The sequence below is a fragment of the Acinetobacter towneri genome (assembly GCF_017498585.1).
Lineage (GTDB): Bacteria > Pseudomonadota > Gammaproteobacteria > Pseudomonadales > Moraxellaceae > Acinetobacter > Acinetobacter towneri.
In genome coordinates this window covers 2,042,750-2,066,533 of the sequence record NZ_CP071766.1, presented here as the reverse complement: position 1 = coordinate 2,066,533, position 23,784 = coordinate 2,042,750, and the positions used below count along the sequence as shown (strand labels likewise).

The 23,784-nt window shown below is 40.8% G+C and carries 23 protein-coding genes; 10 read left to right on the top strand and 13 right to left on the bottom strand.

Features of this window, described 5'->3' with window-relative positions; translation table 11 throughout:
- The 7 genes from J4G44_RS10000 (at position 1) to J4G44_RS09970 (ending at position 4,856) form a co-directional block, all read left to right on the top strand.
- On the top strand, positions 1–540 hold the full coding sequence (locus J4G44_RS10000; RefSeq protein ID WP_004973069.1) for a KdsC family phosphatase: 540 nt from the start codon (positions 1–3) through the stop codon (positions 538–540).
- Between the two features lie 40 nt (positions 541–580).
- Positions 581–1,123, top strand: a complete 543-nt coding sequence (gene lptC, locus J4G44_RS09995) for an LPS export ABC transporter periplasmic protein LptC (RefSeq protein ID WP_004973071.1) — start codon at positions 581–583, stop codon at positions 1,121–1,123.
- On the top strand, positions 1,113–1,679 hold the full coding sequence (lptA, locus tag J4G44_RS09990; protein ID WP_004973072.1) for a lipopolysaccharide transport periplasmic protein LptA: 567 nt from the start codon (positions 1,113–1,115) through the stop codon (positions 1,677–1,679). Before lptC ends, lptA begins: the two co-directional genes overlap by 11 nt.
- Positions 1,679–2,446 carry an LPS export ABC transporter ATP-binding protein gene (lptB, locus tag J4G44_RS09985; protein WP_154320669.1) on the top strand — a complete coding sequence of 256 codons (768 nt, stop codon included), beginning with the start codon at positions 1,679–1,681 and terminating at the stop codon, positions 2,444–2,446. The genes lptA and lptB overlap by 1 nt, the downstream gene beginning before the upstream one ends.
- A 222-nt stretch (positions 2,447–2,668) precedes the next feature.
- Positions 2,669–3,268, top strand: a complete 600-nt coding sequence (locus J4G44_RS09980) for an IMPACT family protein (RefSeq protein ID WP_096900925.1) — start codon at positions 2,669–2,671, stop codon at positions 3,266–3,268.
- Complete coding sequence (locus tag J4G44_RS09975; RefSeq protein WP_004973079.1) at positions 3,261–3,887, top strand: acyltransferase; 627 nt, start codon at positions 3,261–3,263, stop codon at positions 3,885–3,887. Before J4G44_RS09980 ends, J4G44_RS09975 begins: the two co-directional genes overlap by 8 nt.
- Before the next feature lie 126 nt (positions 3,888–4,013).
- Positions 4,014–4,856 carry a universal stress protein gene (locus tag J4G44_RS09970; protein WP_154320670.1) on the top strand — a complete coding sequence of 281 codons (843 nt, stop codon included), beginning with the start codon at positions 4,014–4,016 and terminating at the stop codon, positions 4,854–4,856.
- A 180-nt stretch (positions 4,857–5,036) separates the two neighbouring features.
- On the opposite strand, the gene J4G44_RS09965 is transcribed toward J4G44_RS09970, so the two are convergent.
- The 8 genes from J4G44_RS09965 to J4G44_RS09930 all read right to left on the bottom strand — a co-directional run bounded on the left by J4G44_RS09965 (position 5,037) and on the right by J4G44_RS09930 (position 13,336).
- The gene (locus tag J4G44_RS09965) at positions 5,037–5,702 is read right to left on the bottom strand and encodes an O-methyltransferase (protein WP_136144534.1); all 666 of its coding nucleotides are present in this window, start codon (positions 5,700–5,702) and stop codon (positions 5,037–5,039) included.
- 151 nt (positions 5,703–5,853) lie between these two features.
- A complete protein-coding gene (locus J4G44_RS09960; protein WP_180158724.1) occupies positions 5,854–6,573 on the bottom strand; it encodes a D-Ala-D-Ala carboxypeptidase family metallohydrolase in 720 nt (239 codons plus the stop codon).
- Between the two features lie 141 nt (positions 6,574–6,714).
- On the bottom strand, positions 6,715–7,038 hold the full coding sequence (gene fdxA, locus J4G44_RS09955) for a ferredoxin FdxA (RefSeq protein WP_004973093.1): 324 nt from the start codon (positions 7,036–7,038) through the stop codon (positions 6,715–6,717).
- A 219-nt stretch (positions 7,039–7,257) separates the two neighbouring features.
- Positions 7,258–9,897 carry a DNA mismatch repair protein MutS gene (gene mutS / locus J4G44_RS09950; protein WP_207973595.1) on the bottom strand — a complete coding sequence of 880 codons (2,640 nt, stop codon included), beginning with the start codon at positions 9,895–9,897 and terminating at the stop codon, positions 7,258–7,260.
- Between the two features lie 550 nt (positions 9,898–10,447).
- Positions 10,448–11,707, bottom strand: coding sequence for an OmpP1/FadL family transporter (locus J4G44_RS09945; protein ID WP_026438485.1), 1,260 nt, complete (start codon positions 11,705–11,707; stop codon positions 10,448–10,450).
- 235 nt (positions 11,708–11,942) lie between these two features.
- On the bottom strand, positions 11,943–12,200 hold the full coding sequence (locus J4G44_RS09940) for a helix-turn-helix domain-containing protein (RefSeq protein WP_004973099.1): 258 nt from the start codon (positions 12,198–12,200) through the stop codon (positions 11,943–11,945).
- 145 nt (positions 12,201–12,345) lie between these two features.
- The gene (locus J4G44_RS09935) at positions 12,346–12,780 is read right to left on the bottom strand and encodes a DUF2946 domain-containing protein (protein ID WP_180158742.1); all 435 of its coding nucleotides are present in this window, start codon (positions 12,778–12,780) and stop codon (positions 12,346–12,348) included.
- A 148-nt stretch (positions 12,781–12,928) separates the two neighbouring features.
- The gene (locus J4G44_RS09930) at positions 12,929–13,336 is read right to left on the bottom strand and encodes a rhodanese-like domain-containing protein (protein ID WP_096900921.1); all 408 of its coding nucleotides are present in this window, start codon (positions 13,334–13,336) and stop codon (positions 12,929–12,931) included.
- A gap of 242 nt (positions 13,337–13,578) precedes the next feature.
- Between J4G44_RS09930 and J4G44_RS09925 the strand changes: the two genes are divergently transcribed.
- The 3 genes from J4G44_RS09925 (at position 13,579) to J4G44_RS09920 (ending at position 15,055) form a co-directional block, all read left to right on the top strand.
- The gene (locus J4G44_RS09925) at positions 13,579–13,758 is read left to right on the top strand and encodes a hypothetical protein (protein WP_004973110.1); all 180 of its coding nucleotides are present in this window, start codon (positions 13,579–13,581) and stop codon (positions 13,756–13,758) included.
- A gap of 254 nt (positions 13,759–14,012) precedes the next feature.
- The gene (locus J4G44_RS13610; protein WP_253103581.1) at positions 14,013–14,288 is read left to right on the top strand and encodes an iron-containing alcohol dehydrogenase; all 276 of its coding nucleotides are present in this window, start codon (positions 14,013–14,015) and stop codon (positions 14,286–14,288) included.
- Positions 14,249–15,055, top strand: coding sequence for a maleylacetate reductase (locus J4G44_RS09920; protein WP_253103578.1), 807 nt, complete (start codon positions 14,249–14,251; stop codon positions 15,053–15,055). Before J4G44_RS13610 ends, J4G44_RS09920 begins: the two co-directional genes overlap by 40 nt.
- Positions 15,056–15,130: 75 nt before the next feature.
- Here J4G44_RS09920 and J4G44_RS09915 read toward each other — a convergent pair whose 3' ends face one another.
- The 5 genes from J4G44_RS09915 to dnaE form a co-directional block, all read right to left on the bottom strand.
- Positions 15,131–17,125: an esterase/lipase family protein gene (locus tag J4G44_RS09915; protein ID WP_004973116.1), complete on the bottom strand. Its 1,995-nt coding sequence runs from the start codon at positions 17,123–17,125 to the stop codon at positions 15,131–15,133.
- Positions 17,126–17,253: 128 nt separating this feature from the next.
- Positions 17,254–18,156 carry an ABUW_2363 family tetratricopeptide repeat lipoprotein gene (locus J4G44_RS09910; protein WP_154320674.1) on the bottom strand — a complete coding sequence of 301 codons (903 nt, stop codon included), beginning with the start codon at positions 18,154–18,156 and terminating at the stop codon, positions 17,254–17,256.
- A 174-nt stretch (positions 18,157–18,330) separates the two neighbouring features.
- Entirely contained in the window at positions 18,331–19,128 is a 798-nt protein-coding gene (gene cysE, locus J4G44_RS09905; RefSeq protein WP_004973118.1) for a serine O-acetyltransferase, read from the bottom strand.
- Positions 19,121–19,969 (bottom strand): RNA methyltransferase, encoded by an 849-nt coding sequence (locus J4G44_RS09900; RefSeq protein ID WP_179988652.1) that lies wholly within the window; start codon positions 19,967–19,969, stop codon positions 19,121–19,123. Before J4G44_RS09900 ends, cysE begins: the two co-directional genes overlap by 8 nt.
- Positions 19,970–19,997: 28 nt before the next feature.
- Entirely contained in the window at positions 19,998–23,561 is a 3,564-nt protein-coding gene (dnaE, locus tag J4G44_RS09895) for a DNA polymerase III subunit alpha (RefSeq protein ID WP_180158722.1), read from the bottom strand.
- Positions 23,562–23,784 lie beyond the last annotated feature (223 nt).

The following is a 23,784-nucleotide window of genomic DNA, read 5'->3' as shown; positions in this document are numbered from 1 at the left end:
ATGGCATCTTATATTTTATTAGAGCAAGCGCGTCATATTGAAGCTTTGGTTTTAGATGTCGATGGAATTCTAAGTGATGGTTTTGTCACCTTAACCAACAGCGGTGATGAAATTAAATCATTCGATATTCGTGATGGTTTAGGTATGAAACTGGTGCAACAAGCAGGTGTTAAAGTCATTATCATCACGGGTCGTAAAAGTAATATTGTCGAAAAACGCATGTCCGATTTAGGTGTAGATTTGGTCTACCAAGGACGTGAAGATAAAGGCACTGCATTGCAGGAAGCCTGTGCCAAGTTAGGTTTATCACCTGCAGATTGTCTCTATATGGGCGATGACTGGCCTGATCTTTCAGCGTTTTCGATTGCAGGGATGAAAGTCACAGTGCCAAATGGACATATTGAAGTGCGTCGTCGTGCCGATTTAGTCACACAGGCCATGGGTGGGCGCGGTGCGGTACGTGAAATCTGCGATATGATTTTAACCGCCAAAGGTGTGTACCAAAGCTTACTTGAAAAATATCTCAGCATCCCTCATTAATTAAGTCATACATTCAAAGGTTTGAGTTACAGCCCCACTTATGGATACTAAAGTTTTATACGTTACTGCGATTGCAATTGCAGCTGTAAGTGGTGGTTATTACTATTACAGCGGTAAAGGCAAAAAACTGGAAACTGACGCTGCTCGCTCTATGACTTATAGTGCAGAGCAAATTCATCTGACCCAAACAGATGAGCAGGGCAATTTATATGTGCGTGCGCAAATTGACCGTTTAGAGCAAGACATGCAGCAAAAAACCTCTAAGCTGGAAAATTTGAATGCCTCTATGTATAAAGCGGGCGCGGTGGATGCCACTTTTTTTGCTAAACAGGCACAAGGTTTTAATGACAATGAAAAGGTTGTGTTGTCAGATCAAGTGCTAGCAACCAAGTTACTCGCTCAAGGCAAACTGACGCTTGAAACAGTCGAGTTGAATGTGTTTCCTAAAACACGTGAAATCAGTACCGAAAAACAAGTGACTGTACAATCTCCACAGGCTGATTTTATCAGTCAGGGCTTAAAAGCCAATTTAAATGACGGGCAATACGAATTTTTTAATATTCGAGGAAAGTATGAACCATAAATCTAAGCTTACAGCTCCTAAAGCGTTGATAAAACAAGCAGCACTTGTGGGCTTGGCGGTGCTTTCATCGGCAGGTGCATGGGCAATTCCGTCAGACCGCAGTCAGCCTATTACTTTATTGGCAGACCGTGCGACCTTTAGTGAACGTACTGGCGTCACCACTTATACAGGCAATGTGGTGATTGAACAGGGCACCATGAAACTGCAGGCAGATTCGATTGTTGCTAATCTGAACAGCAAAAAAGAAATTAGTGTCATTACGGCAACGGGCAGACCTGCGCAATTCCAGCAAAAGACTGATCCAGCCAAAGGGCTTGCCAAAGGTCAGGCGCAAAAGATTGTTTACAATGCTGAAACAGGCATTATCACCTTAACGGGTGGCGCACTTTTAGAGCAAGATGGAGCCAGTATTCGTGGTAATACCTTGCGTTATAGTATGAACAAAGGCGATGTTGAAGCGATTGGTACACCGAACAAAACTGGTTCTGAAGCGGGTCGTGTAAAAATTGTGATTCCACCATCAAGTTCAAAATCATTCCCGGGAGCGCGTGATTAATGGATCAAACGAGCGCAGCACAGGACAGCGTCCAGCACGGTCAGCAGACTTTGTGTATTAAGCATTTAGCCAAAAACTATAATAAGCGCTGGGTGGTTAAAGACGTTTCATTTGAAATGAAAAGTGGTGAAATTGTCGGGTTACTTGGGCCGAACGGTGCGGGTAAAACCACCAGTTTCTACATGGTTGTGGGTTTGGTGCGTATGGATAAAGGCGAAATCCATTTAGATCAACTGGATTTATCTGACCTTGCCATGCATGAACGTGCGCGTAAGGGGATTGGTTATTTACCGCAAGAAGCCTCTATTTTCAGAAAGCTGACCATCGCTGAAAATATTATGGCTATTTTAGAAACCCGCAAAGATTTAAATAAACAGCAACGTCAGCAGCGTTTATTAGAATTGCTGGCAGATTTTAAAATCACGCATATTAAAGATTCATTAGGGATGAGTGTGTCGGGTGGCGAACGCCGTCGTGCAGAAATTGCCCGTGCTTTGGCAGCAGACCCTAAATTTATGTTGTTAGATGAGCCTTTTGCAGGGGTCGATCCTATTTCTGTCGGTGATATTAAAGATATCATTCGTACCTTAAAAGATCGTGACATTGGCGTATTAATTACCGACCATAACGTCCGTGATACTTTAGCCATTTGTGAACGTGCTTATATTGTTAGCGAAGGTTCAGTCATTGCAGAGGGTACACCGCAAGAAATTCTGGAAAATGAAATTGTGCGTGAAGTTTATTTGGGTGAAGACTTTTTTGTTTAAAGCTTGAATGTTCTAATCGTTATTGGTTTTCGTATGCTTACTGCATAAGTTGTAGAACAGAAAGTCGTGTAAACATTATTTAACCTTCTATACCTTTGAGGATAGAAGGTTTTTTCATGGTGGTTATCAGTCCAAATAAGCTATAACTCTAAATACGTTAGAGCGCTAAACACGTTATAATTATCAAGTTTTTATTTAACTGGTTGATTGATCTGGAGTGTTATGCCATTTACCATTGCTGCGCCCATCACTTTTGAAGAAGAAATTAAAAAAAGTCGATTTCAGGCAATTGCTGTGCCTGTAGATAATGAGCAAGCGGTAAAAACTTTTTTGGAACAGCAGCGTGATTCATCTACCACACATCAATGTTGGGCATGGAAAATCGGGCATCAATTACGTTTTAATGATGATGGCGAACCTTCAGGTACGGCAGGACGTCCTATTTTAGCCACGATTGAAGGCAATGAGTTGACTAATGTTTTGGTGTTGGTGAATCGTTGGTACGGCGGCATTAAATTGGGCACAGGCGGCTTGGTACGTGCCTATGGGGGATGTGCAGGGCAATGTTTGGCTCTAGCAGAAAAAATAGAACTGATTGAAAAAAAGACCGTGCAATTTTCCTGTCATTTTAATGAGTGGGCAATTTTACAATACGAGCTAAATAGTCAGCAGATTGAGTACAGCGAAGACTACACCGCCGAAGGCGTGTTGGTAAAGGCATTCATGCAAGTCGATCAAATAGACCCTTTAAAACTAAAATTACAAGATATTAGCCGTGGGCGTGAACAACTCAAAATCCTTGAGGATGATCAAGATGACTGAAGCAAATTCACCTGATCCATTATCGAAGTACCGTGAGCAGCATAAACACCGTTTAAACTACATGCCGTGGTTATATTGGTCATTAAAACCTAAACATCGTGCTTGGGCAGAAGCTTGGCAGCAGGAATATCAAGCTTATTTAATGGCAATGGAAACGGTAGAGATTGGCAAAAACTGTTTTATTTCACCATTGGCACATATTTTTGCAGAACCAGGACGTAAAATCAGTATTGGCGATAATACCTTTATTGCAGCCGATTGTACTTTGCATGGCCCTTTAGAAATTGGCAATGAAGTCGCGATTAATCACCACTGTATTTTAGATGGTGGCAGAGTTGGAATTAAGCTTCATGATCAGGTGCGTATCGCAGCATATTGTCATTTATATGCATTTGATCATGGCATGGCTTTGGATCAGCCCATTTATCAGCAAGCGGTGCGTTCACAGGGCATTGAAGTTGGTAAGGATGTTTGGTTAGGTGCGCATGTTGGTGTTAAAGATGGGGTGAAGATTGCGGCACATGCAGTCGTTGGTATGAATAGCATGGTCACCAAAGATGTTCAGGAGCGGGAAATTGTGGTAGGAAACCCTGCCAAATTGATTCGTTATCGTGAGTAAATACGATGCAGCAAGGCTAAATCTTTAAACTTCATTACATTTTTTCATGTCCCTGCAACACGAGTTGTGTTAAGTTAAAAATAACAACTAAAAAATAGCCTGCAAAAGGCAGTAAGAGAGGCAATAATGAAACGTGTAATTGCTTGTATTGATTCTTCGCCTTGTATTAATGCGCTTGCTGAAGCTGCTGCGTGGATTGCAACACAAACTCAACGTGAATTGGTGTTATTACAAGTTTTGGATTATTACCCCGCCAGTTATCATTTGGGGGAAATTAGTGGCGTGATTGGTTTTGAAAGTAATGCGATGTTACTCAAAGAATTAGCTGAGTTGGAACAAAAACAAAGTGAATTAGCACTCGACTATAGCAACAATTTATTGCAGCACATTTCCAATATGATTCAGGAAAAATATGAAATTGTACCTACTCAAATTCAAGAAAAAGGCGATTTTCTAGAACAAAGCTTCAGTGTGTTGAATGAAGACGATATTGTGGTGATTGGACGCGTGGGCGAAAAATCTGCTGAACGCAATAAGGCTTTAGGGAGTAATGTCGAAAACTTTATTCGTGGTGCAAATTGTACCGTGATGACTGTGGGAGAGCATTTTAAAGCACCAACCCGCTTTATTTTTGCTTATGAATATTCCCCAACTTGCATCAAAATGATGAAGCGAATTGCACAAAGTGATTTGCTTAAATTACTGCAATGTCATTTGCTTTATGTGGGCGATCATCCTGAAGTTTTAAATGAACCTGCAGATTTTTTAACAGCAGCGGGTTTAGATGTGGTGGTTGAATATCGTTATGGTGATGTAGCTGAAAATATTTTAGATTATCAACGTGAACATGGTATCCAGTTGATTGTACTAGGGGCATTTAGCCACAGTAAAATTCATCAATTTTTCTTGGGAAGCATTACCACCAATATTTTCCGTAACTCAACTGTTCCTTTGTTGGTGGCAAAGTAAAAATCGTAAATGATTCAAAAAAGATCATTTCAAAAGATTGTTTAGTTGAACTGATGTAAATGCTTGCTGACTGTCCATGGTTATCCGCATAATTTGTGGATAACTGTATGGACAGTATATGTAACATTATAATATATAATGTAAAATTGCTTTAGGTTGTTTTTTAACCTTGTGTGGACTTTACTTTACAATCGCTAAAGCAAAGCCATCATGTCCTTTGCTGCCTACAGTTTGTAATGCTGTGCACGATAAAATTCGCGAATGATTTTGCATGGCTTTGAACATGTCACGAATCCCTTCAATGCTTGGTTTGTGATTGTCAGGATTTAAAATTTCCCCTGCACGAATTACATTGTCTAAAAAGATAATTGTACCTGAGCGTGAAAGTTTAAGACTCAGTTCCAAATATTCAGGATAGCTTTGTTTGTCGGCATCAATAAAAATAAAATCAAAAGCTTCAGTATCTTCTGGCAGAGCTTTTAGAATTTCTGCAGCACGACCAACTTTTAATTCAACCTTTTGTTTTAATTGAGCGCGGTCAATATTTTCCTGTCCCAAAGCTGCATGGGTATCACGTCCTTCAATCGTGAGTATATAACCATCTTCAGGCAGCGCACGTGCTAGCCACATTGTGCTATAAGCTGCGAATGTGCCCAATTCCAACACACGTTTGCATTGATTCATTTGAATGAGCATTTGTAGCAACATGCCCTGATTTGCCGCAACTGCAAGGTGATCTGGAAAACCTTTGGCATCGGTATTTTCTAAAGTTTGCGTCAAAACTGGGTCTTCGGGAATTAAATGTGATTCGATATAGTGATCGATATCCGTCCACATTTGTTGCATAGCGTGCTCACCTTTGTTGCGATGTGTGCATTGTAAACTTTTCTGCTCAGAGTGCAATTTATTCGCGGAATGGAGCAGGTGATAATCTATTTCGCAATAAAAAAAGAGGTCAATTTGACCTCTTTAGGATTTAATTCTAAACAACACTGAATTAGAAATTACACATAGATGAATGGCGGCTTAAATCTGGCCCCCAAGTTCGATAACCTTGTGTATCAATATGAATTTGTCCTGAAGCGTATAAGCCTAAGCCCATGTTTAAACTTTGACCATATTGCTGCCAGAACTGACACAGTCTGTATTTGGTACTTTCAATATAGGCATAGTCTTCGGCATTCGGGAATTGTGGCCCAATTCTAAAATCAATGGCTGAGTTAAATAAGTGACGCGATGAGTTCGCACCACCTGCACATTGATTCAGTGGTAAATCTCGATAGACAGAAGTGACTTCAAAATCAGTTAAGACTTTAGAGGCGACCAAATATTTAAATACACGCAAGGTAGGCACCTGATTTTGCCACAATTCACGACTTGGAATCATAAATTGCGAACGTCCACAACGCTGCCAATCTCGCGCAGTACGCATTAATTCAAAACTTGGGATAATATTGCCCACCCCATTTTGTTCTAAGAAGCGTTCATACTCACGGACTTGACGTAAATTGTCACTTACGGCCACCCAAGCATTGTAGGCGTAGGGCACAATTTTGGGTGCTGCCTGTCGTTCGTAGGTAATTTTTTCTTGAGGAATGAAAATTCGTTTTCCATCGGGCGTGGTGATCGTTGTTGTTCTGTCTGGGGTTGAGCTACAAGCCACCAAAAGCATGGGAACAATGCTGAACGAAAACAGCGCCTTGAAAAATTGCTTCATTAGGCAAATCAGATATTTATTTAAAGTGTCCGTATTCTAATCGAAAATACGGGTTAAAATTTGAAAATATTGCAATCAAATGTGTGTTTTAGGTATAAAAAAAGATCAGCACAGGCTGATCTTTTTAAAAACAGGACAAACTTACTTTTCTAAGTATTGTAATTTGTCTGGCTTGCCATTCCATTCTTCACGGTCAGCAGGTTGATCGCCAATTTGTGTAATGTTTGGCCAAGTTTGTGAAAGCTCTGCATTTAGCTCAATAAAGACTTCTTGACCTTCTGGTAATTCATCTTCAGAGAAAATTGCATTTGCAGGACATTCAGGTTCACACAATGCACAGTCAATACATTCGTCTGGATTAATGACAAGGAAGTTTGGACCTTCGTAGAAGCAGTCAACAGGACAAACTTCAACACAATCTTGGTATTTACATTTAATACAGTTTTCAGTGACAACAAATGTCATGGCGACAGCTACCTAAAAATATGGTTCTAATTCAGAATAGTCTATTTTAGGCAAAAAACACTGTAACTAACAATTGCTTTTACTGATATTTGATATAGATAGTGCTACTAAATTTGATAAAAAGTGGGTAAAACCATCAAAAAAACTTATAAATGAAAAAGACTCTCAATTGAGAGTCTTTAGTTTGTTAATTTTTTCTAAAAATCTTAGCGGTTTAAATTAGCTATTCAGTTGCTCTTTTAAAGCATATAACTGATCTAATGCTTGACGTGGAGTCAAATTATCTACATCTATACTGCGCAATAAGTCTAGCGCAGGTGATGGTTTTTCTACCTCTATTACACGTTCAATCACTTCTGGTTCAGCTGAGCTTGTTGCTGGTGCAAATAGGTCATCTAGAACGGCTAAATTGACATTTTTGTGCTGCTGTTTTTCTAAAATTCTTAAACGGTTTTGCGCTTCTTTAATCACATTGGCTGGAATGCCTGCCAATTTTGCCACTTGCAAACCGTGACTTTGGCTTGCAGGACCTTGTTGAACTTTGTGCAAGAGAATCAGGTTGCCATTCATTTCTTTGGCGGTTACGTGGTAGTTATCCACCCCAGATTCTTTGCTTAATTCGGTCAATTCAAAATAATGCGTTGCAAATAGGCATAAACATTTGATGCGTTTGCTTAAATCCAACACACATGCCCATGCCAAAGATAAGCCATCGTAGGTACTGGTTCCGCGACCAACTTCATCCATCAGCACCAAAGACTGTGAGGTTGCATGGTGTAAAATTTGTGAAGTCTCAGTCATTTCGACCATAAAGGTCGATTTACCTGTCGATAAATCATCGGCAGAACCAATACGGGTAAACACGCGATCAATAGGACCTAATACGGCTGTTTGGGCAGGCACATAACTACCACAATAGCCAAGTAGGGCAATGAGTGAGGTTTGACGCATATACGTTGATTTACCGCCCATATTCGGGCCAGTAATAATTGCCAAACGATGATTGTAGTCGAGTAAAGTATCATTCGGTGTAAAGGCGGTTTTACTCAAGGCCTCAACAACAGGATGACGTCCTGCAGTAATTTTAATTCCAATTTCAGGGCTATATTCAGGGCGTGCCCAATTGCGTAAACGTGCTTGATGGGCAAAGTTTGCCAATAGATCAATTTGTGCAATCGCGCTGCTCATCATTTGTAATTGAGCAATGTCTTGGCGTAATTCATCCAATAGCATTTCAAATAGCATCTTTTCACGGGCTAAAGCACGGGACTCGCTAGACAGGACTTTATCTTCAAAACTTTTTAGCTCTGGGGTGATGTAGCGTTCTGCATTTTTTAAAGTTTGACGACGGATATAGTGTTCAGGTGCTTGCTCGGCTTGGGCGCGAGTGAGTTCAATGTAGTAACCACTGACACGGTTGTAGCCAATTTTTAACGTTGGGATACCGCTTTCTTGGCGCTCTTTGACTTCTAAATCAATCAGGAATTGCCCCGCATGATCACGGATTTTGCGTAGTTCATCGAGTTCACTGTCAAAACCCTCTGCAATGACATTGCCATCACGCAATAGTACAGGTGGGTTTTCTACAATTGCCTGCATCAGCCGTTGATGCAGTCCATGAAAATCGCCCAGTTCTTCATTCAGGTTTTGAATGAGTGCGGATTGTTGTGCAGAAACAATGGGCTGTAAGGCATGACGCAAATAGGGAATTTGCGCACAGGCCTGACGTAGTTGTACCAAATCACGTGGGCGTGCGCTACCGAGTGCGACACGACTCAGCACACGTTCAATATCACTAATTTCTTTCAGTACCAAACGCACAGGCGACTCATGGTAACCTTGTATTAAGGCTTGAATTGCATCCAGTCTTGCATCTAACAATGCCGTGTCACGCAAAGGTTGCATCAAGGTACGACTCAGTAAACGGCTACCCATGGCAGTTTGGCAATCGTTAATCAGTTGGAATAAAGAAGTGCCGTGTTCAAATAATGGTTCAACCAATTCCAAATTACGTCGGGTCACAGGATCAAGCGCAATAAAATTGCTGCTTTGTTCTAATTGAATACTGCGAATATGTGGTAAAGCCGTTTTTTGGGTTTCTTTGGCGTAGTGTATTAACGCTGCCGCTGCTGCTTTGGCTAAGGGCAAATGATCAATACCAAAACCTGAAAGTGTCGATACAGCAAACTGATCACAAAGCGTTTTTTGCGCATTGTTTAGGTTGAAATCGACATTTGGGCGTTTGGTCACAGGGCAGTCAAGTTGCTTTTTAACCTGTTCAATAATATTCGGATCGACAATATCTTCATCGACCACAATTTCGCTTGGCATTAAACGAGAAAGTTCAATCGCGAGTTGTTCAGGCAAATAATCCATTTGCTGAACTTTAAAAATCCCTGCACTTAAATCCAGCAACGCGATACCAATTTGGTTTTGCTGTAAGCATAAAGAGACCAAGTTGGAAGATTGATGACTGTTGAGCAGGGCATCATCGGTGAGCGTACCAGGGGTGATAATCCGTACCACTCCACGCTCTACAGGACCTTTGCCTGTTACCTCGCCAATTTGCTCACAAATTACCACGGTTTCGCCTTTTTTAACCAAGCGAGCGAGATAACCTTCGGCAGCATGATACGGTACGCCTGCCATTGGGATAGGTTTGCCGCTGGTTTTACCTCGATGGGTGAGGGTAATGCCTAAGAGTTTGGCGGCTTTGTGTGCATCATCAAAAAATAATTCGTAGAAATCGCCCATGCGATAGAACATTAAAGAATGTGGATGTTCCATCTTCACCCGTAAGTATTGCTGCATCATTGGAGTGTGTGAAGATAGATCAGCCATGATTTCTGTCATGTTCATGCAGTTGAAGTCCTTTAATTTGAAGCGTAATTTAAGTGTAAGTATGTGACTAGCTTATTTTACGCCATCTTAGTCAAATTAGTGAACCTGCATGTCATTGTTGCTCGCTCTCTAACGAGTCGAACATCGAGCGGTTTAAGCTTTTAAATGGATAATATTCAATTGATCTGGTGTGTTAGTGAGCACACAGCCATAAAAAATATCGCCCATAAAATCTAAACCGACAGTTTCAAAAATGATATCGCATAGCTCAAAGAGCTTAGCTGTTGAAAATGTATGATTTGCGAAGTTAAAAGTGAAAATTATTGTGTCATTTGGCTGAATTTTACTGAGTTTTTCGTGTAATTCATCGTTATAAAAAGCATCGAAATTTGATTGTTTTCTATGGATTCATTTAGAAAGTAGTGCATGTTGTAACATTATGCTTTGCATGGTCTTATTTCTAGCTAAAAGCCGTACTTTGGAAAAACTTCATCACAATCAAAGTAAAAAAAGCCATCATCTTTTCAGATCATGGCAAGCTATTATTCAAACTCAAGCTATGTAGAATTTAAAAATTCAAACTATATGACACGCCCAAAATATTTTGGCTCATGCTTAAATTGGCTTCGCCACCACCAAAATCAGCGGGGATAGAGTTGTTACCTTGCACTGTTTCTTTGAGTGCGTGTGTATAAGCCACACTTACATTTTGTTGATCATCGAGTTGCCAAGTTGCACCAACACTTAAATGCTCTTGTACCACACCTGGTGCCAAAATATTTAGGAAGGTTTGATCATTTTTAACAGGCTGATCGTTATAGCTATAACCCGCACGTAAAGTCAGTTTTTCTGAGGCTTGATAAGTCGCTGAAATTTTATAGACATTGATGTCATCCCATCCAAAACCAGGACCTTGTGTTGTGCCAAATTTATTGTTTGCGAATAATTGATCCAGTTTATTGCCAACAGAATCTACATCTGAATAATTAATGCGTAAGTAATCTGTCGCGACTGATAAAGCAGGGGTAAGTTGATAATTTAAACCTACACCATAGCTTTCAGGTACGTCAAAATCACCTTGTTTGGCAAATAAACCTTCATATTTCTTAAAGCGGCTGGCATTAATTTTAGATGAATAGCTTGCACCAAGGGTCAGTTTATCATTTGGTTTTGCCGACCAGCCAATACGTGCACCTACGCCGTATGAATCGTCATTGCCACGATCGCTAATTGCCGCACCGTTTGACGAAGCACCACCAAAGACATCACCAGCAAAACCTTGTGCACTAAAACGTTGATATAAAATATTTGCAGCCAAGGCTATAGATTGATTTTCTGCATATTTCCAAGATAAAGCAGGTGAAATAAAGGCTTGGGTTAATGAAATACCTGCGCTTCCTGTATTATCATAAACTGCATAAGGATTATTTTTATAATTGGTATTCATGCCACCATTGCCATAAACCGCAATACCCGCAGTGACTTGTTCATTCACTGGGTGAACATAACCTACATCTGGAATTACAAAGTATTTACGGCTATTGCCATCATACTGACCATTTGCTCCATAACCATTTCCTGTAATTTCAGACTCACGATCTGGAGAGAAAATAGTTAAACCTGCATCAACACGCTTATCTAACCAGCTCAAACCCGCTGGGTTGCTTGCAATAGTCAGACTGTCCTGAAAATTGGCAATGGCTGTGCCTGCGTTTCCTTGAGATTTCACACTATATGCATGCATGAAATATCCTGTTGTTGCAAAAGCAGATGTTGAAAACAAAGGTGCGATAACAGCAATTGAGATAAAAGAAGATAGATATTTCATGAGAATATAGATCGAGTAAAAACAATATATGCGGCAGTATATTGAAAAGTTGTATTCTTGTATTTGAATATAAATTCATATCTTTATTCTATTTTTGAATATATAGCTATGAAACAGCAAGGGTATTCATTCTATATGTATATCAAAATGATGCTTCAACTCCTTTGACCAAAGAAGCTCCCTTGGGAGCTTCTTTATTGATTTACATTGCTTTAATTCATAATTATAAAGTGCTTTATGCCAAGTTTTCTAACACAAATTGTGGCGATTTAATAAATAATCGAATCAATGCTTGAGCAGAACTCGACGGTTGACGGACACCACGTTCCCAACTTTCTAAAGTTCGGGCAGAGATACACAATTTTGCCGCAAGTTCAGTTTGTGAAATATTCATTTTTTGTCGAACTTTAATGATCTGTTGTGCTAAATCCAAACAAGCCGTTTGCTCTACAGTATGATTCACATGATTATGACTGTGTTGAAGCAGATGCATAGTTATCTCCTCCTTAGGGTCGAATAAACAAGTCAATGAGTTATTAAAATAAGTATTGTCCTACAGCTGCATAAATTTGATACTGCAAAATTTACACTTTAGAGTGAAGCAAAGATGGCAACACTGTAAGAAATGATAAGAAAATTCAAAAGTCAAAACGAGGCGGAGCACGACCTTGTGGTAGAATAAAAAGCGGCTCAGTTTGAAATAGTGTTGGTGTAAACGATGTTTTAAAAGACAAAATCCGAATTTGCGTTCGGACTAAAATTGGTCTGATTTTGTTTTCAAATAATGGTAGTGCAAAACTATAAACTAGACAGTATTCACATTCATGATCTGTATGCGCCGCATCTTCAGATGATGCATGTTCGTGTGAACTTTCAAGTCCGAATGCAACATGAGTCGCAGTTTCATGGTGTGTAGATGAATACGAAGAATGGGGTGCGGTGCGTTCTAAAAATAATGCTTGGGCAATAGTTTCACAGACAGAGGAAAAATGTTGTTTCTCTGGCAATAAAGGCTGTAGGAACACAGCGACTTGTAACAAGATTGCAAATAATCCTAGCAATCTGCCCCACATCATAAACACTGTATCAATCTTTTATTCAATTTATTCATGTAATACTATAACAAAAATGACAATGATAAATATTGAAGTATTACACGAAGTTTTAATTAATATTTAACCTAATATTGAGCGTTATTTAAGCATTCAACAGACCCTAGTATCATCTTGTAAAAGAAACTGTCGGAAAACCTGCTTCCAGCCAAGCTTGCATACCACCTTGCATTGAATAGACTTTCTCGAAACCCATTCTTTGTAAGGCTTGAGTGGCAAGTGCAGAACGCGCACCAGTACCACAAAGTAAGTAAATATCTCGTTCAGCCAGATTGGTAAGAGCACGTTCAACATCGCAATAGTGGTTTACTACAGGGTGTTGTGCAATTTTCATTTCTAACATGCCGCGTGGAAAATTCACTGCACGGTCTATTGCACAAGCCTGATGTTCTTCAGGTTCTCGTACATCAATCAAAATAATATCGGGATGTTGCAAATATTTTTCATGCAATTCTTGCACGCTAATTTCTGTAATTTCACTTTTGGCTTCAGTGATTAGTTGATCTGGTGTTTTCATTCATCCACACTCATTTATTTTGAGTTTATATAATATAATATTATATATTTAATAAGATTTTATTATTGTTAGGAAATGTGTCTGATCGAATATCGTTGTGATTTTCTATAAAAACATTTTAAATCAGGTGTTTAAATCCTAATAAAATTTAAGTCATCAATTGATCAAAAAGTCATATCTTATTCAACTATAAGGTATATACTAGATCTAACACTTTTGTTCGATTGTTCAGGGGACGTCAAATGCCTGCAAGATTTTTTGGAATTTTTCTGGGTTTAATTGCAGCGGTATTAATCATTGGTGGATTATTCATCAATATGATCAGTGGTGAAGCTACCGTCGTGGAATACTGGATTTTATTGTTGCTTCCATGTTTTGGTATTCCAATTTTGTCTGCAGTGTGCCTAAAAGAAATAGACTAAGCACAAAAGTATAAGTTTTCTTTACATTAAAATTGATAGATGATTCATCGCATTTAATTTTAATGATCCAAAAGCCCATGCGATCATGGGTTTTTGTGTTTACAGCAAAACAGTTGGTTTTGAGTTTTATTTGAATATTTGCAAAGCAGCGTTGCAGAATTGGGCTGTTCAGCAGCCTAGTCATAGTTAAATGCTATTAAAATCTAAAGACAATATTTAAGTTTAATAACATGTAAGCATTCCATTATCAGGTATTGCCAATCAATGTTCATTTTGGCGTAGGTCATCTGCAAAAAATTCAAGAGATTTTACGATCTTATACCTATAGGCGTATTTTAACTATTGCCACTGCAGGGCAAAAAGCCGCAGGCGAGCGTTTATTGGCACTAATCCAAGACATGGCTGTAGCGGTCTATCCTCATGCGGTGATGCATGTGCCAAAAGAAGTTGCCGATCAAGCCATTCAAGATGTGCAGCGTTTAAAGGTCGATTGCTGTTTGGCACTCGGCGGTGCTCTGCGATTGGTTTAGCCAAAGCAATTGCTTTAGAAACCCATTTACCGATTATTGCAATTCCGACCACTTATGCAGGTAGTGAAATGACTGCGGTGTATGGCATCACCGAAAACCAGCTGAAAACCACAGGCAAAGCAGCTCAAGTTTTGCCTAAAGTAGTGATTTATGATCCTGAATTGACACTCAACTTACCCACTGAAATTTCGGTATGTTCGGGTATGAATGCGATGGCACATGCAGTTGCGGCATTATATGCACAGGATAAAAATCCCATTGTAAGTTTAATGGCGCTAGAGGCGATTACTCAACTGGCACAGGCTTTACCTGAAATTGTGCAAGCGCCTCATAATATGCAGGCACGTGAACATGCTTTATATGGCGCATGGTTGGCAGGTGTGTGTTTGGGTTCGGTGGGTATGGCAATTCATCATAAAATTTGCCATAGCTTGGGCGGACGCTATCAGTTACCACATGCGCAAACCCACGCCATTGTGTTGGCGTATTCAGTGCATTACAACCGACATGCAGATATTGCTGCAATGAATCAACTGGCAGCGGCTTTAAATGTGTCAGATCGGGAACAGTTAGGCTTGGCGATTTATCAGCTTAACCAAAAATTGAATATTCCAATGGCACTTAAAGATTTAGGATTACCCGAAACAGCACCTGCCCAAGTGGCACGTATTATCTGTGATAGTCCATATTATAATCCACGTGAATATGACTATGCCGAATTAGAGGCTTTATTGACCAAAGCCTATTGGGGACAAGCACCGCTATAATGCTGCTAAAAAATAGCATGATAGATAAAAAAACCGAAGCCACTTAGACTTCGGTTTTTTATTTGCCGTGACGGATTACGGTTTATACAAGCCTAAATCTTGCAAATGTAATCTAAGAATACGTCGCAGTTCCAATACAGCTTCTGGCGTTTCCTGAATGGAATGTCCGCCTTTAATAATTTTTTCTGAAACAGCGCCATCTAAGTGGGCACTGTTGTAATGCACCACATCGTCATTCATTAACAGATGCTCAGTGCTGTCGGTATTATTGCCAATAATACTGTGATATTTAAATCCTTTGACAGGCAAAATATCTTCAGTTAATTCCGTAAATTTGGAATTTTTACTTAAATCACTCGGTCCATTTTGAATGACGCCATGCCCAATTTCTTTGGTTAGATTTTTTAAATCGACTTCATGTTGCTGCAAGGTATCCGCAAACGCGCTTAAAAATGCAGTCGGTAAGCGAATGACTTTACGTGCTGCAAGGGTGAACCAGCGGTCTGCAAACTCTGTACCTTTATGCGGTGCAGCCAAGAATATTGCACGGTTAAAATTGGTGATGGGTTTAAGGCGCAAACGTGCTTGCAACAAAGGATCAGATTTAAAGCGTTCCAGACGTCGGTTTTTAAGCATTTGCATGGCAGGTTGAGTTAAATCAGTATCGCTGACCAACAAACGTGCCAAAATACCACCCATGCTGTGTCCAATTACTACAGCATCTTTTTTGGCTGCAGCAGAAGGACTGACCTGTTTAAAGCCTTGTTGAAGCAAGGCATAAATTTGGAAACGGCTTTCTAAAATTGGCATATTGGTCGAGTAAAACACTTGCCAGACTTGAAAGTTTTCCCGCAATACAGGATCGCCCATAATATCGTTGGTTAAGCGAATCCACGCTTCGGGGCTACTGGCCAAACCATGAATGAGGACAATGACTTTTTTATTCGGATTATACGGCTCAAGTAAGTACAAATGCGGCATACTGAGTCGTTCTTCACGATCAATTAAGGATAAATAAGCCGATTTACCTAAATTATTTTGCGCTAACCACAAGCCATAAGGTGCAGAAAAGTTAGCTGCAAGCGGGTAGTTCTTTTGTGCAATTTGGGCAGATTCATATTTATACGGATCATAAGCCTTGAGCTTAAAATGCGGCCGATTCAAAATATCTTCAATGGAATTGGCGCTATGTGGTTCTGCAGTGATTGTCGCGGCTAAATAGCGAGCTTGGTGAATATTTGGATTTTTTCCTGCAGGATAATCATATTTTAGCGGATCAATAATATATTTGCTTTTGCTCAGATCATCGTTTGGATTTTCAGGCAATACCACCAGAAATTCAGACCCAAAACCATCACGGCGCGTGACCGAGCGCAAACCCGAAAAGTTCAGGTTATAGGTTGACATCAACTGCTGAATTTTTTGTTGTTTCAGCTGCGGGTAGTACTCAAAATCAATGTCATAAATGCTGTTGCCAACACGAATTTGTTGTTGCAATTCATCGTGTTTATAGCGCAGCGCATAGCTGCTGACCAATTTGGCAATCGCCTGATTATAAAAATCCCGAATTTGGACTTGTCTGTTATCAAAAAGACGGTCTTGCGGCGCACGTTTGGTTTTAAACATGTAGGCGTAACTATAACGAATACTTTGATCGAGCATGTGCAATTGCTGATCTAAACATTGTTCATAATTGGCCTGATGAATTTTTTGTTGTTCTTCCGATCTTTTACTGTTCAGAATACTGATTTTACAGGACGATGAATTTTCCAGTTCAATCGCTTTCGCTAAATATAATTCACTGGCGGTTGAGAGCAGTTGTTCATCCTGAATTTGTGGGATTTGCTTGAGTGCACTCACACATTCTTCAGGTTTTTCGGCACAAATATTGGCTTCACGTCCTGTCATCGACAAGACATTTAAACTGGCTTCACTCAGTTTTTTGCGCGATAAAATACTATCACGTTCATTGGCAATACTAACTTTTAACGCCTGATTTTTAACACTGACCACCTGACAACCAGACAGCAGTGTTGTACTGAGCAATGCAGCAATCACAATTTTATTCATGGAAAGTCTGGCTTAATTTTTAAGATTTTTTTCCATCATACGTTTTTTTAAAGCTTTTTCAATTGCGTAGAAAGCAAAATAGACCGTCGAAACGGTCTATTTTTAGGTATTTTTGTATCGATTTTTTATTAAGTGCGTGGTGCGATCACTTGCCACACATTCCAGCGACCTTGCTTTTCAATTTCAGCAATCAAACGGTCAGCCACTTCGGCTTCTTGCGGGTATTTGATTTTATAGTTTTTCAAAGTTTGTACTGCATTTTTCTTTTGTTCCATGGCAATATAATTGTTTGCCGCAGACAAATAAGCTTCCTGCACACCTGCTTTCATGGCTTTGTCTAAATAAGGAATGGCTTCACGATGACCGCCACCTTCAGACAGACCGAAACCAAACCAGAAATTCGCTTCGGCATCTTCCTGATTAATTTTTAAGATACGCTGCGCATAGTTAAGTGAGCGTGTGGTGTAAACAGAGCCTAAGTCTAGATTACGTGCCATAACACTGGCTTTAAATGCACGCATCAAAATATCAAAAGAGGCATTTTCATTGGCTGCCAAAGTGTCTAATTGTTGAGTCAATTCTTTGAGCTTTGCCTCGAAACCACGACGTTCCTGACGTTCGCTAAAACGTGGTGGATAGTGACGTGCTTTGCCTTCGACCAATTGTAAGAAGTCATCAATTTCGGTGATGTCAATTTCGTTTTCACCTGCCAAAACTGCAAACTTCAAGCTACGGGCATTGTTATTGACCGTAGGTACAATCAATTTGTTTTGATCTAAGGTAATGCTTTTGCTTGGATCATTTGGGTTAGTAACCACCATTTTAGTCACAGGCTGTGCTGCTGCTTTTTGTAGGTTAATTTCAAATGGTGGTGGGGCATCATAATTAAATGGATTTAAGGCATAGAATGGTGCACTTAATTCAGGTTCGGTAAATACGATAGGTGGTTTTACTTCTTGTTTTGGTGGTGCAACACAGGCGCTAACGAGCGTTGCGGCTAGAATACTGAGTGCCAAAGGCTTAAGAGTCATGGTGTTCTTCCGTTCAATTTATTTTAAAAGTGAGAGGTGATTGTGTCGGATTAAAATATTGCATGTCGGTCAGTCTAAGAAATCTGTTCCGAACATGCAATACAATTGAGGGGGCTTAGTTACACAGTGATACGAAGTTTTTTTAAGTATGTAGGATTGATCAAATAAACAGCCCTATTTACTTTGTGCTTCACACTCACGTCTAACATCTTCAATTATTTTTAATTCTTCTGCACTATAAGGTTGTTCATTTTGCTGTGGGTTTTTAAAGCTTGGGTCAAGTAAAGAGAGACGCTGACATAATAAATTCATACGTTTTTCATTTTGTTCCAAGCGATCTAGTAATACTCGCATGCCGTCCAATACTGGGTCAGATTGGTCCTGCGTTGCTGCATAAGGTTGGAAACCAATACTGGCAGCATAATCACGACGACGTGCTTCCTGATCATCGGCAGGTTTATTTTTCATAATAAAGCGCGCAGGGTTACCCACAGCAGTTGCGCCTTCAGGTACTTCTTTGGTCACAACCGCATTAGAGCCAACTTTGGCATTTTTATGTACGGTGAATGGGCCTAGAATTTTCGCGCCTGCACCGACTACTACGCCATCTTCCAAAGTTGGATGACGTTTGCCTTTATTCCACGTTGTGCCGCCTAAAGTCACGCCATGATATAAGGTGACATCATCACCAATTTCAGCAGTTTCACCAATCACCACGCCCATGCCATGGTCAATAAAAAAGCGACGACCAATTTTTGCACCGGGATGAATTTCAATTCCTGTAGCAAAACGGCTAAATGACGAGAGTAGACGTGCCGACCCCTTGCAGTCTTTGTTCCATAATTCATGCGCCACACGATGCATAATTAAAGCGTGAATTCCTGGATAAGTGGTTAAGACTTCAAGTGTATTTCGAGCAGCAGGATCGCGCGCGAAGACAGCTTGAATGTCTTCTTTGAGCTGTTTAAGCATTAGTTTGATCCTCGTCCTGTGTTGATGTAGATTTTTTCCATGAACCGTTATTCATTGCTTGTACGCGGCTAAAAATACCGCGAAGTAAATGGTATTCCATACGATCTAATTGTATACGTCCGAAAAGCCGACGCAAGCGCAAAGGCAATAATCGTGGATTTTTTGGATCCATAAATTCAATTTCTGCCAGCATTTTTTCTAAATGTGGATAGAACTGTTGCATTTGTTCATGGTTGACCAAAGGTTCATCCCATTGCATCGCTTCAGAATCTGTCACTTGCATCGTCGCTGCAGGATCGGCAATTTTTCCGACAATATCGATGGCAGCCATACGCATTTCATAGCAAATCACTTGAATGGCTTGAGCAACATTGAGCACACCATATTCTTCATTGACAGGAATCGTCACGTGATAATTCGCCAAAGCCAGCTCTTCATTGGTTAAACCACGATCTTCACGTCCAAAAATAATGGCAACATTTTGCCCATGCTGTGCCACAGCATTTAACGACTTTTCTGCCGCAGGGCGTGCATCTAAGAGTGGCCAAGGAATAGTACGACTACGTGCACTGGTGCCAAAGACCAAATGGCAGTCGGCAATTGCATCTTCGAGCTGTTCAACCACTTCAATCTGTTCAATTAAATCGGTTGCACCTGCCGCCAAAGTATCAATATCTGGATGCGGATAGGTTTTTGGATCAACCAAAACCAATTTACATAGCCCCATGGTTTTCATGGCGCGTAAGGCGCTACCGATGTTGGCAGGCAGGGTGGTATTCACCATGACAATACGCACGTGGGAGAGGTGTGCGGCAACAGCTGCATTGTCGGTTTGACTCATAACAAATCCAGATGGGTTAAATTTTTAATTAAGAATATTGATCAACTTCGGTATGGTATAAATCCATAGCATCATCCATGCTCATATCAGCAGGTGGTGGAGCAATCGATGCAGGTTTCGCCACATCGACAGCTTTCGCGGCTTTGGATTTCACTTGATATTCGATATGCAGGCTTTCTTTACCAAAATAGTCACGCAATTTGACCAAGGCTTCATCTAAGGGTGCGATTTTCCACTGAATGCCCAAATGTAATTCTGCAGTGGCATAAGCATAGTCAAGGTGCAATAAAACAGGAATATGCGTGCATAAATCCACATTACAATAAGGCAGCAACATATTTTGTAAGTCTTGACTCAAGGTCTTGCTTAAATGTTCTGCATGCAAGTGAATTTGAATACTATTGGCGCGTTTTTGACGAATTTCATTCAAGCTAAACGCTTTGGTTAAGCGTCCCATTGGGCGGTCAAAACCTTCACGTTCGTAAATTTCGCCTTCAATCACCACCACTTTTTCAGTTTGTACAATATCTTTAAAGCGTTGGAAGCGCTCATGGTTGGCAGATACTTCAATACGTGCCGTACCATCATCTAAAGTGACCACCATCCGATTTGGGAAGTTGGCGACATCCACCACCAAGCCTGCAAAGACGGTGGTCACGCCACGACGGGTTGGCGTCAGTTCATTAATTTTACTTGGAATAAAGGCTTTTAATTCATTGCGATAGACATCAATCGGGTGACCAGTGAGGTAAAGTCCAAGTGTGTCTTTTTCACCTTTAAGTCGGACTTCATCTGACCATGGTTTTACAGGTTTGGCAGGCTTACGTTGTACTTCTTCAACTTCACCAAATAAATCCATGATGCCTGTTTCACGGTTGGAACGTGCTTGTTCCGCCGCTTGTACCGCTTCTGGCAATTGTGCCATTAAACTTGAGCGTTCGATGCCTAAACAGTCTAATGCACCCGCACGAATTAAGGCTTCAAGGGTTCGTTTGTTGATTTTTTTCAAATCAATACGATGACAGAAGTCAAATAAATCGCGGTATGGGCCTTCTTTTTGGCGAGAATCAATCACCGATTGCATGGCTTGTTCGCCCACGCCTTTAATTGCGCCAAGTCCGTAGACAATGGTGCGTTCATCGCTGGCGTGGAAATGATACAAAGACATATTTACCGAAGGTGGTAAAACTTCCAGACCATTGTGGCGACAGTCATCAATCAGGAACACCACGTTATCGGTGTTTTGCATTTCCGACGACATTACCGCAGCCAAGAATTCGGCAGGGTAATGTGCTTTCAGCCATGCCGTCTGATAGGCAACGAGGGCATAAGCAGCCGCGTGGGATTTGTTAAAACCGTAGCCTGCGAACTTTTCCATATAGTCGAAAATATGGTTGGCTGTGGCGGCATCAATGTCTTTTTTCGCAGCACCTTCAATAAAGATTTGGCGCTGTTTCACCATTTCTTCAGGTTTTTTCTTACCCATAGCACGACGTAGTAAGTCCGCACCACCGAGGGTATAGCCTGCACAATACTGTGCCGCCTGCATTACCTGTTCCTGATAAACCATAATGCCGTAGGTTGGTTCAAGCACACCTTCTAGCAAAGGATGCAGATACTCAAACTCGCCACCGTGCATACGGTGAATAAAGTCTGGAATGAGATCCATCGGGCCAGGACGATACAAGGACACGAAGGCAATAATTTCCTCAAATTTGCTTGGGCGTGCTTCTTTCAGCATCTTTTTCATGCCCACGGATTCAAACTGGAATACCGCTGTGGTGTTGGCATTGGCAAAGACTAAATAGGCATCTTTATCGTCCAATGGAATATGGGCAATATCTAGCGGTGTATCGGCTTGGATGCGTTTATTGATATTTTGTACTGCATCTTCAATAACCGTCAGGTTACGTAAACCCAAGAAGTCAAATTTGACCAAACCTGCCGATTCAACATCGTCTTTATCGTATTGTGCAACACGGGCGGTTCCATCAGCATCGCACATAACCGCAGAAAAGTCGGTGATTTTGGTTGGTGCAATGACCACACCACCTGCGTGTTTGCCTGTGTTGCGGGTAATGCCTTCAAGTTTTAAAGCCATTTCCCAAATTTCTGAAGCATCGTCATAGTCTGGGTTAGATGGATTGGTCACCACATCTTTCAGCTGTGGTTCGGCTTCAATTGATTCTTTCAAACTAAGCCCTAAAGGTTTAGTTGGAATCAGTTTAGAAATACGGTCTGCCAAACCATAAGACTTGCCCAAAACCCGTGCGACATCTCGAATCGCACCTTTGGCGGCCATAGTACCGAAAGTGGCAATTTGTGATACCGCATCACGTCCATAAGTGCGTGCCACATAATCAATGACTTTATCGCGTCCTGCAATACAGAAATCGACGTCAAAGTCGGGCATGGATACACGTTCTGGGTTTAAGAAACGTTCAAAGAGTAGTTCATAACGCAATGGGTCTAAGTCGGTAATTTTTAAGCTATAAGCGACCAATGAGCCTGCGCCTGAACCACGACCCGGCCCAACAGGTACGCCATTATTTTTAGACCATTGAATAAAGTCCATGACGATGAGGAAGTAACCCGGGAAGCCCATCGAGTTAATAATATTAATTTCGTATTCAATTCGTTCATCATAAGGTTTGCGAATTTCTGCCCAGTCTTCATCGCGCTGTGTGACAGGATAGAGCACATTTAGACGTTCTTCTAAACCTTGTTTGGATAGGTGCGCGAAGTAGGTATCAATGGTGTGTCCGTCTGGAATTGGATAATCTGGAAGGAAATATTTACCCAATTGCAGCGTGACGTTACAGCGTTTGGCAATGTGATAGCTGTTTTCAATAGCACTTGGAATGTCGGAAAATAATTCCGTCATTTCTGCAGTAGTTTTAAAATATTGCTCAGGACTATACGTTTTAGGACGACGGTTATCCCCTAAAACATAACCATCGGCAATACAAACTCGCGCTTCGTGCGCTTCATAATCTTCACGGCGGACAAAGTGCACATCATTATGTGCCACCACGCCAATATTATATTTTTTAGCTAATTTAACCGCTTCGGCAATAAAAGCATCTTCATCGGGACGATCTGTACGGGTCAGCGCCAAATAGACCCGATTACCAAATTTTTCTATCCATTCTTCTAGCAACGGTTCGGCTTTTTGTGGATTGGACGTGATCAGCATTTTGCCGACATCACTTTGAATGCCGAGTAACAGAATCAGATCATCGGCTTGTTCTAAAATCCATGCTTTATTGACGCAAGGGATATTGAGTTGCTGACCTTCAATATAGCCACGCGACACCAGTTCGGTCAGATTGCGCCAGCCGTGATTGTTCATCGACAATAGCGTCACACGATGATCGGCATCATTTAAACGCAGCACTGAACCTAAAATCGGTTTGATGCCTTGCCCCAAACATTTGCCATAAAACTTTACGGCAGCGTGCAGGTTAGAGAGATCGGTCAATGCCAAAGCAGGCATTTCTTCATTGACTGCAGCTTTAATCAAGTCAGGTACGCGTACAATCGACTCGGTAATCGAAAATTCTGTATGTATACCTAAATGAACAAAGCGCATGAATCAGTCCCTTAAAAAATCACGGGTTAGTTTAGCATGCTCTGCTCAAGACAAAACATGCTGCAAAGTTTTTCCTACGGTTTTCGATGATCTTGACCGTATATCAAAATTTCAGTTTTTTGGATGTTGATATGGCGTGAATCACGTATGCATGGAGAAGGAGTGTGGTTTTAACCCCTTACACACTCATACGAGTAGCAAGGAGTTAAATGGTGAATCTATT

Coding starts and splice junctions, on each gene's coding strand:
- J4G44_RS10000 (WP_004973069.1), top strand. CDS start 1: ATGGCATCTTATATTTTATTAGAGCAAGCGCGTCATATTGAAGCTTTG.
- lptC (WP_004973071.1), top strand. CDS start 581: ATGGATACTAAAGTTTTATACGTTACTGCGATTGCAATTGCAGCTGTA.
- lptA (WP_004973072.1), top strand. CDS start 1,113: ATGAACCATAAATCTAAGCTTACAGCTCCTAAAGCGTTGATAAAACAA.
- lptB (WP_154320669.1), top strand. CDS start 1,679: ATGGATCAAACGAGCGCAGCACAGGACAGCGTCCAGCACGGTCAGCAG.
- J4G44_RS09980 (WP_096900925.1), top strand. CDS start 2,669: ATGCCATTTACCATTGCTGCGCCCATCACTTTTGAAGAAGAAATTAAA.
- J4G44_RS09975 (WP_004973079.1), top strand. CDS start 3,261: ATGACTGAAGCAAATTCACCTGATCCATTATCGAAGTACCGTGAGCAG.
- J4G44_RS09970 (WP_154320670.1), top strand. CDS start 4,014: ATGAAACGTGTAATTGCTTGTATTGATTCTTCGCCTTGTATTAATGCG.
- J4G44_RS09965 (WP_136144534.1), bottom strand. CDS start 5,702: ATGCAACAAATGTGGACGGATATCGATCACTATATCGAATCACATTTA.
- J4G44_RS09960 (WP_180158724.1), bottom strand. CDS start 6,573: ATGAAGCAATTTTTCAAGGCGCTGTTTTCGTTCAGCATTGTTCCCATG.
- fdxA (WP_004973093.1), bottom strand. CDS start 7,038: ATGACATTTGTTGTCACTGAAAACTGTATTAAATGTAAATACCAAGAT.
- mutS (WP_207973595.1), bottom strand. CDS start 9,897: ATGAACATGACAGAAATCATGGCTGATCTATCTTCACACACTCCAATG.
- J4G44_RS09945 (WP_026438485.1), bottom strand. CDS start 11,707: ATGAAATATCTATCTTCTTTTATCTCAATTGCTGTTATCGCACCTTTG.
- J4G44_RS09940 (WP_004973099.1), bottom strand. CDS start 12,200: ATGCATCTGCTTCAACACAGTCATAATCATGTGAATCATACTGTAGAG.
- J4G44_RS09935 (WP_180158742.1), bottom strand. CDS start 12,780: ATGTGGGGCAGATTGCTAGGATTATTTGCAATCTTGTTACAAGTCGCT.
- J4G44_RS09930 (WP_096900921.1), bottom strand. CDS start 13,336: ATGAAAACACCAGATCAACTAATCACTGAAGCCAAAAGTGAAATTACA.
- J4G44_RS09925 (WP_004973110.1), top strand. CDS start 13,579: ATGCCTGCAAGATTTTTTGGAATTTTTCTGGGTTTAATTGCAGCGGTA.
- J4G44_RS09915 (WP_004973116.1), bottom strand. CDS start 17,125: ATGAATAAAATTGTGATTGCTGCATTGCTCAGTACAACACTGCTGTCT.
- J4G44_RS09910 (WP_154320674.1), bottom strand. CDS start 18,156: ATGACTCTTAAGCCTTTGGCACTCAGTATTCTAGCCGCAACGCTCGTT.
- cysE (WP_004973118.1), bottom strand. CDS start 19,128: ATGCTTAAACAGCTCAAAGAAGACATTCAAGCTGTCTTCGCGCGCGAT.
- J4G44_RS09900 (WP_179988652.1), bottom strand. CDS start 19,969: ATGAGTCAAACCGACAATGCAGCTGTTGCCGCACACCTCTCCCACGTG.
- dnaE (WP_180158722.1), bottom strand. CDS start 23,561: ATGCGCTTTGTTCATTTAGGTATACATACAGAATTTTCGATTACCGAG.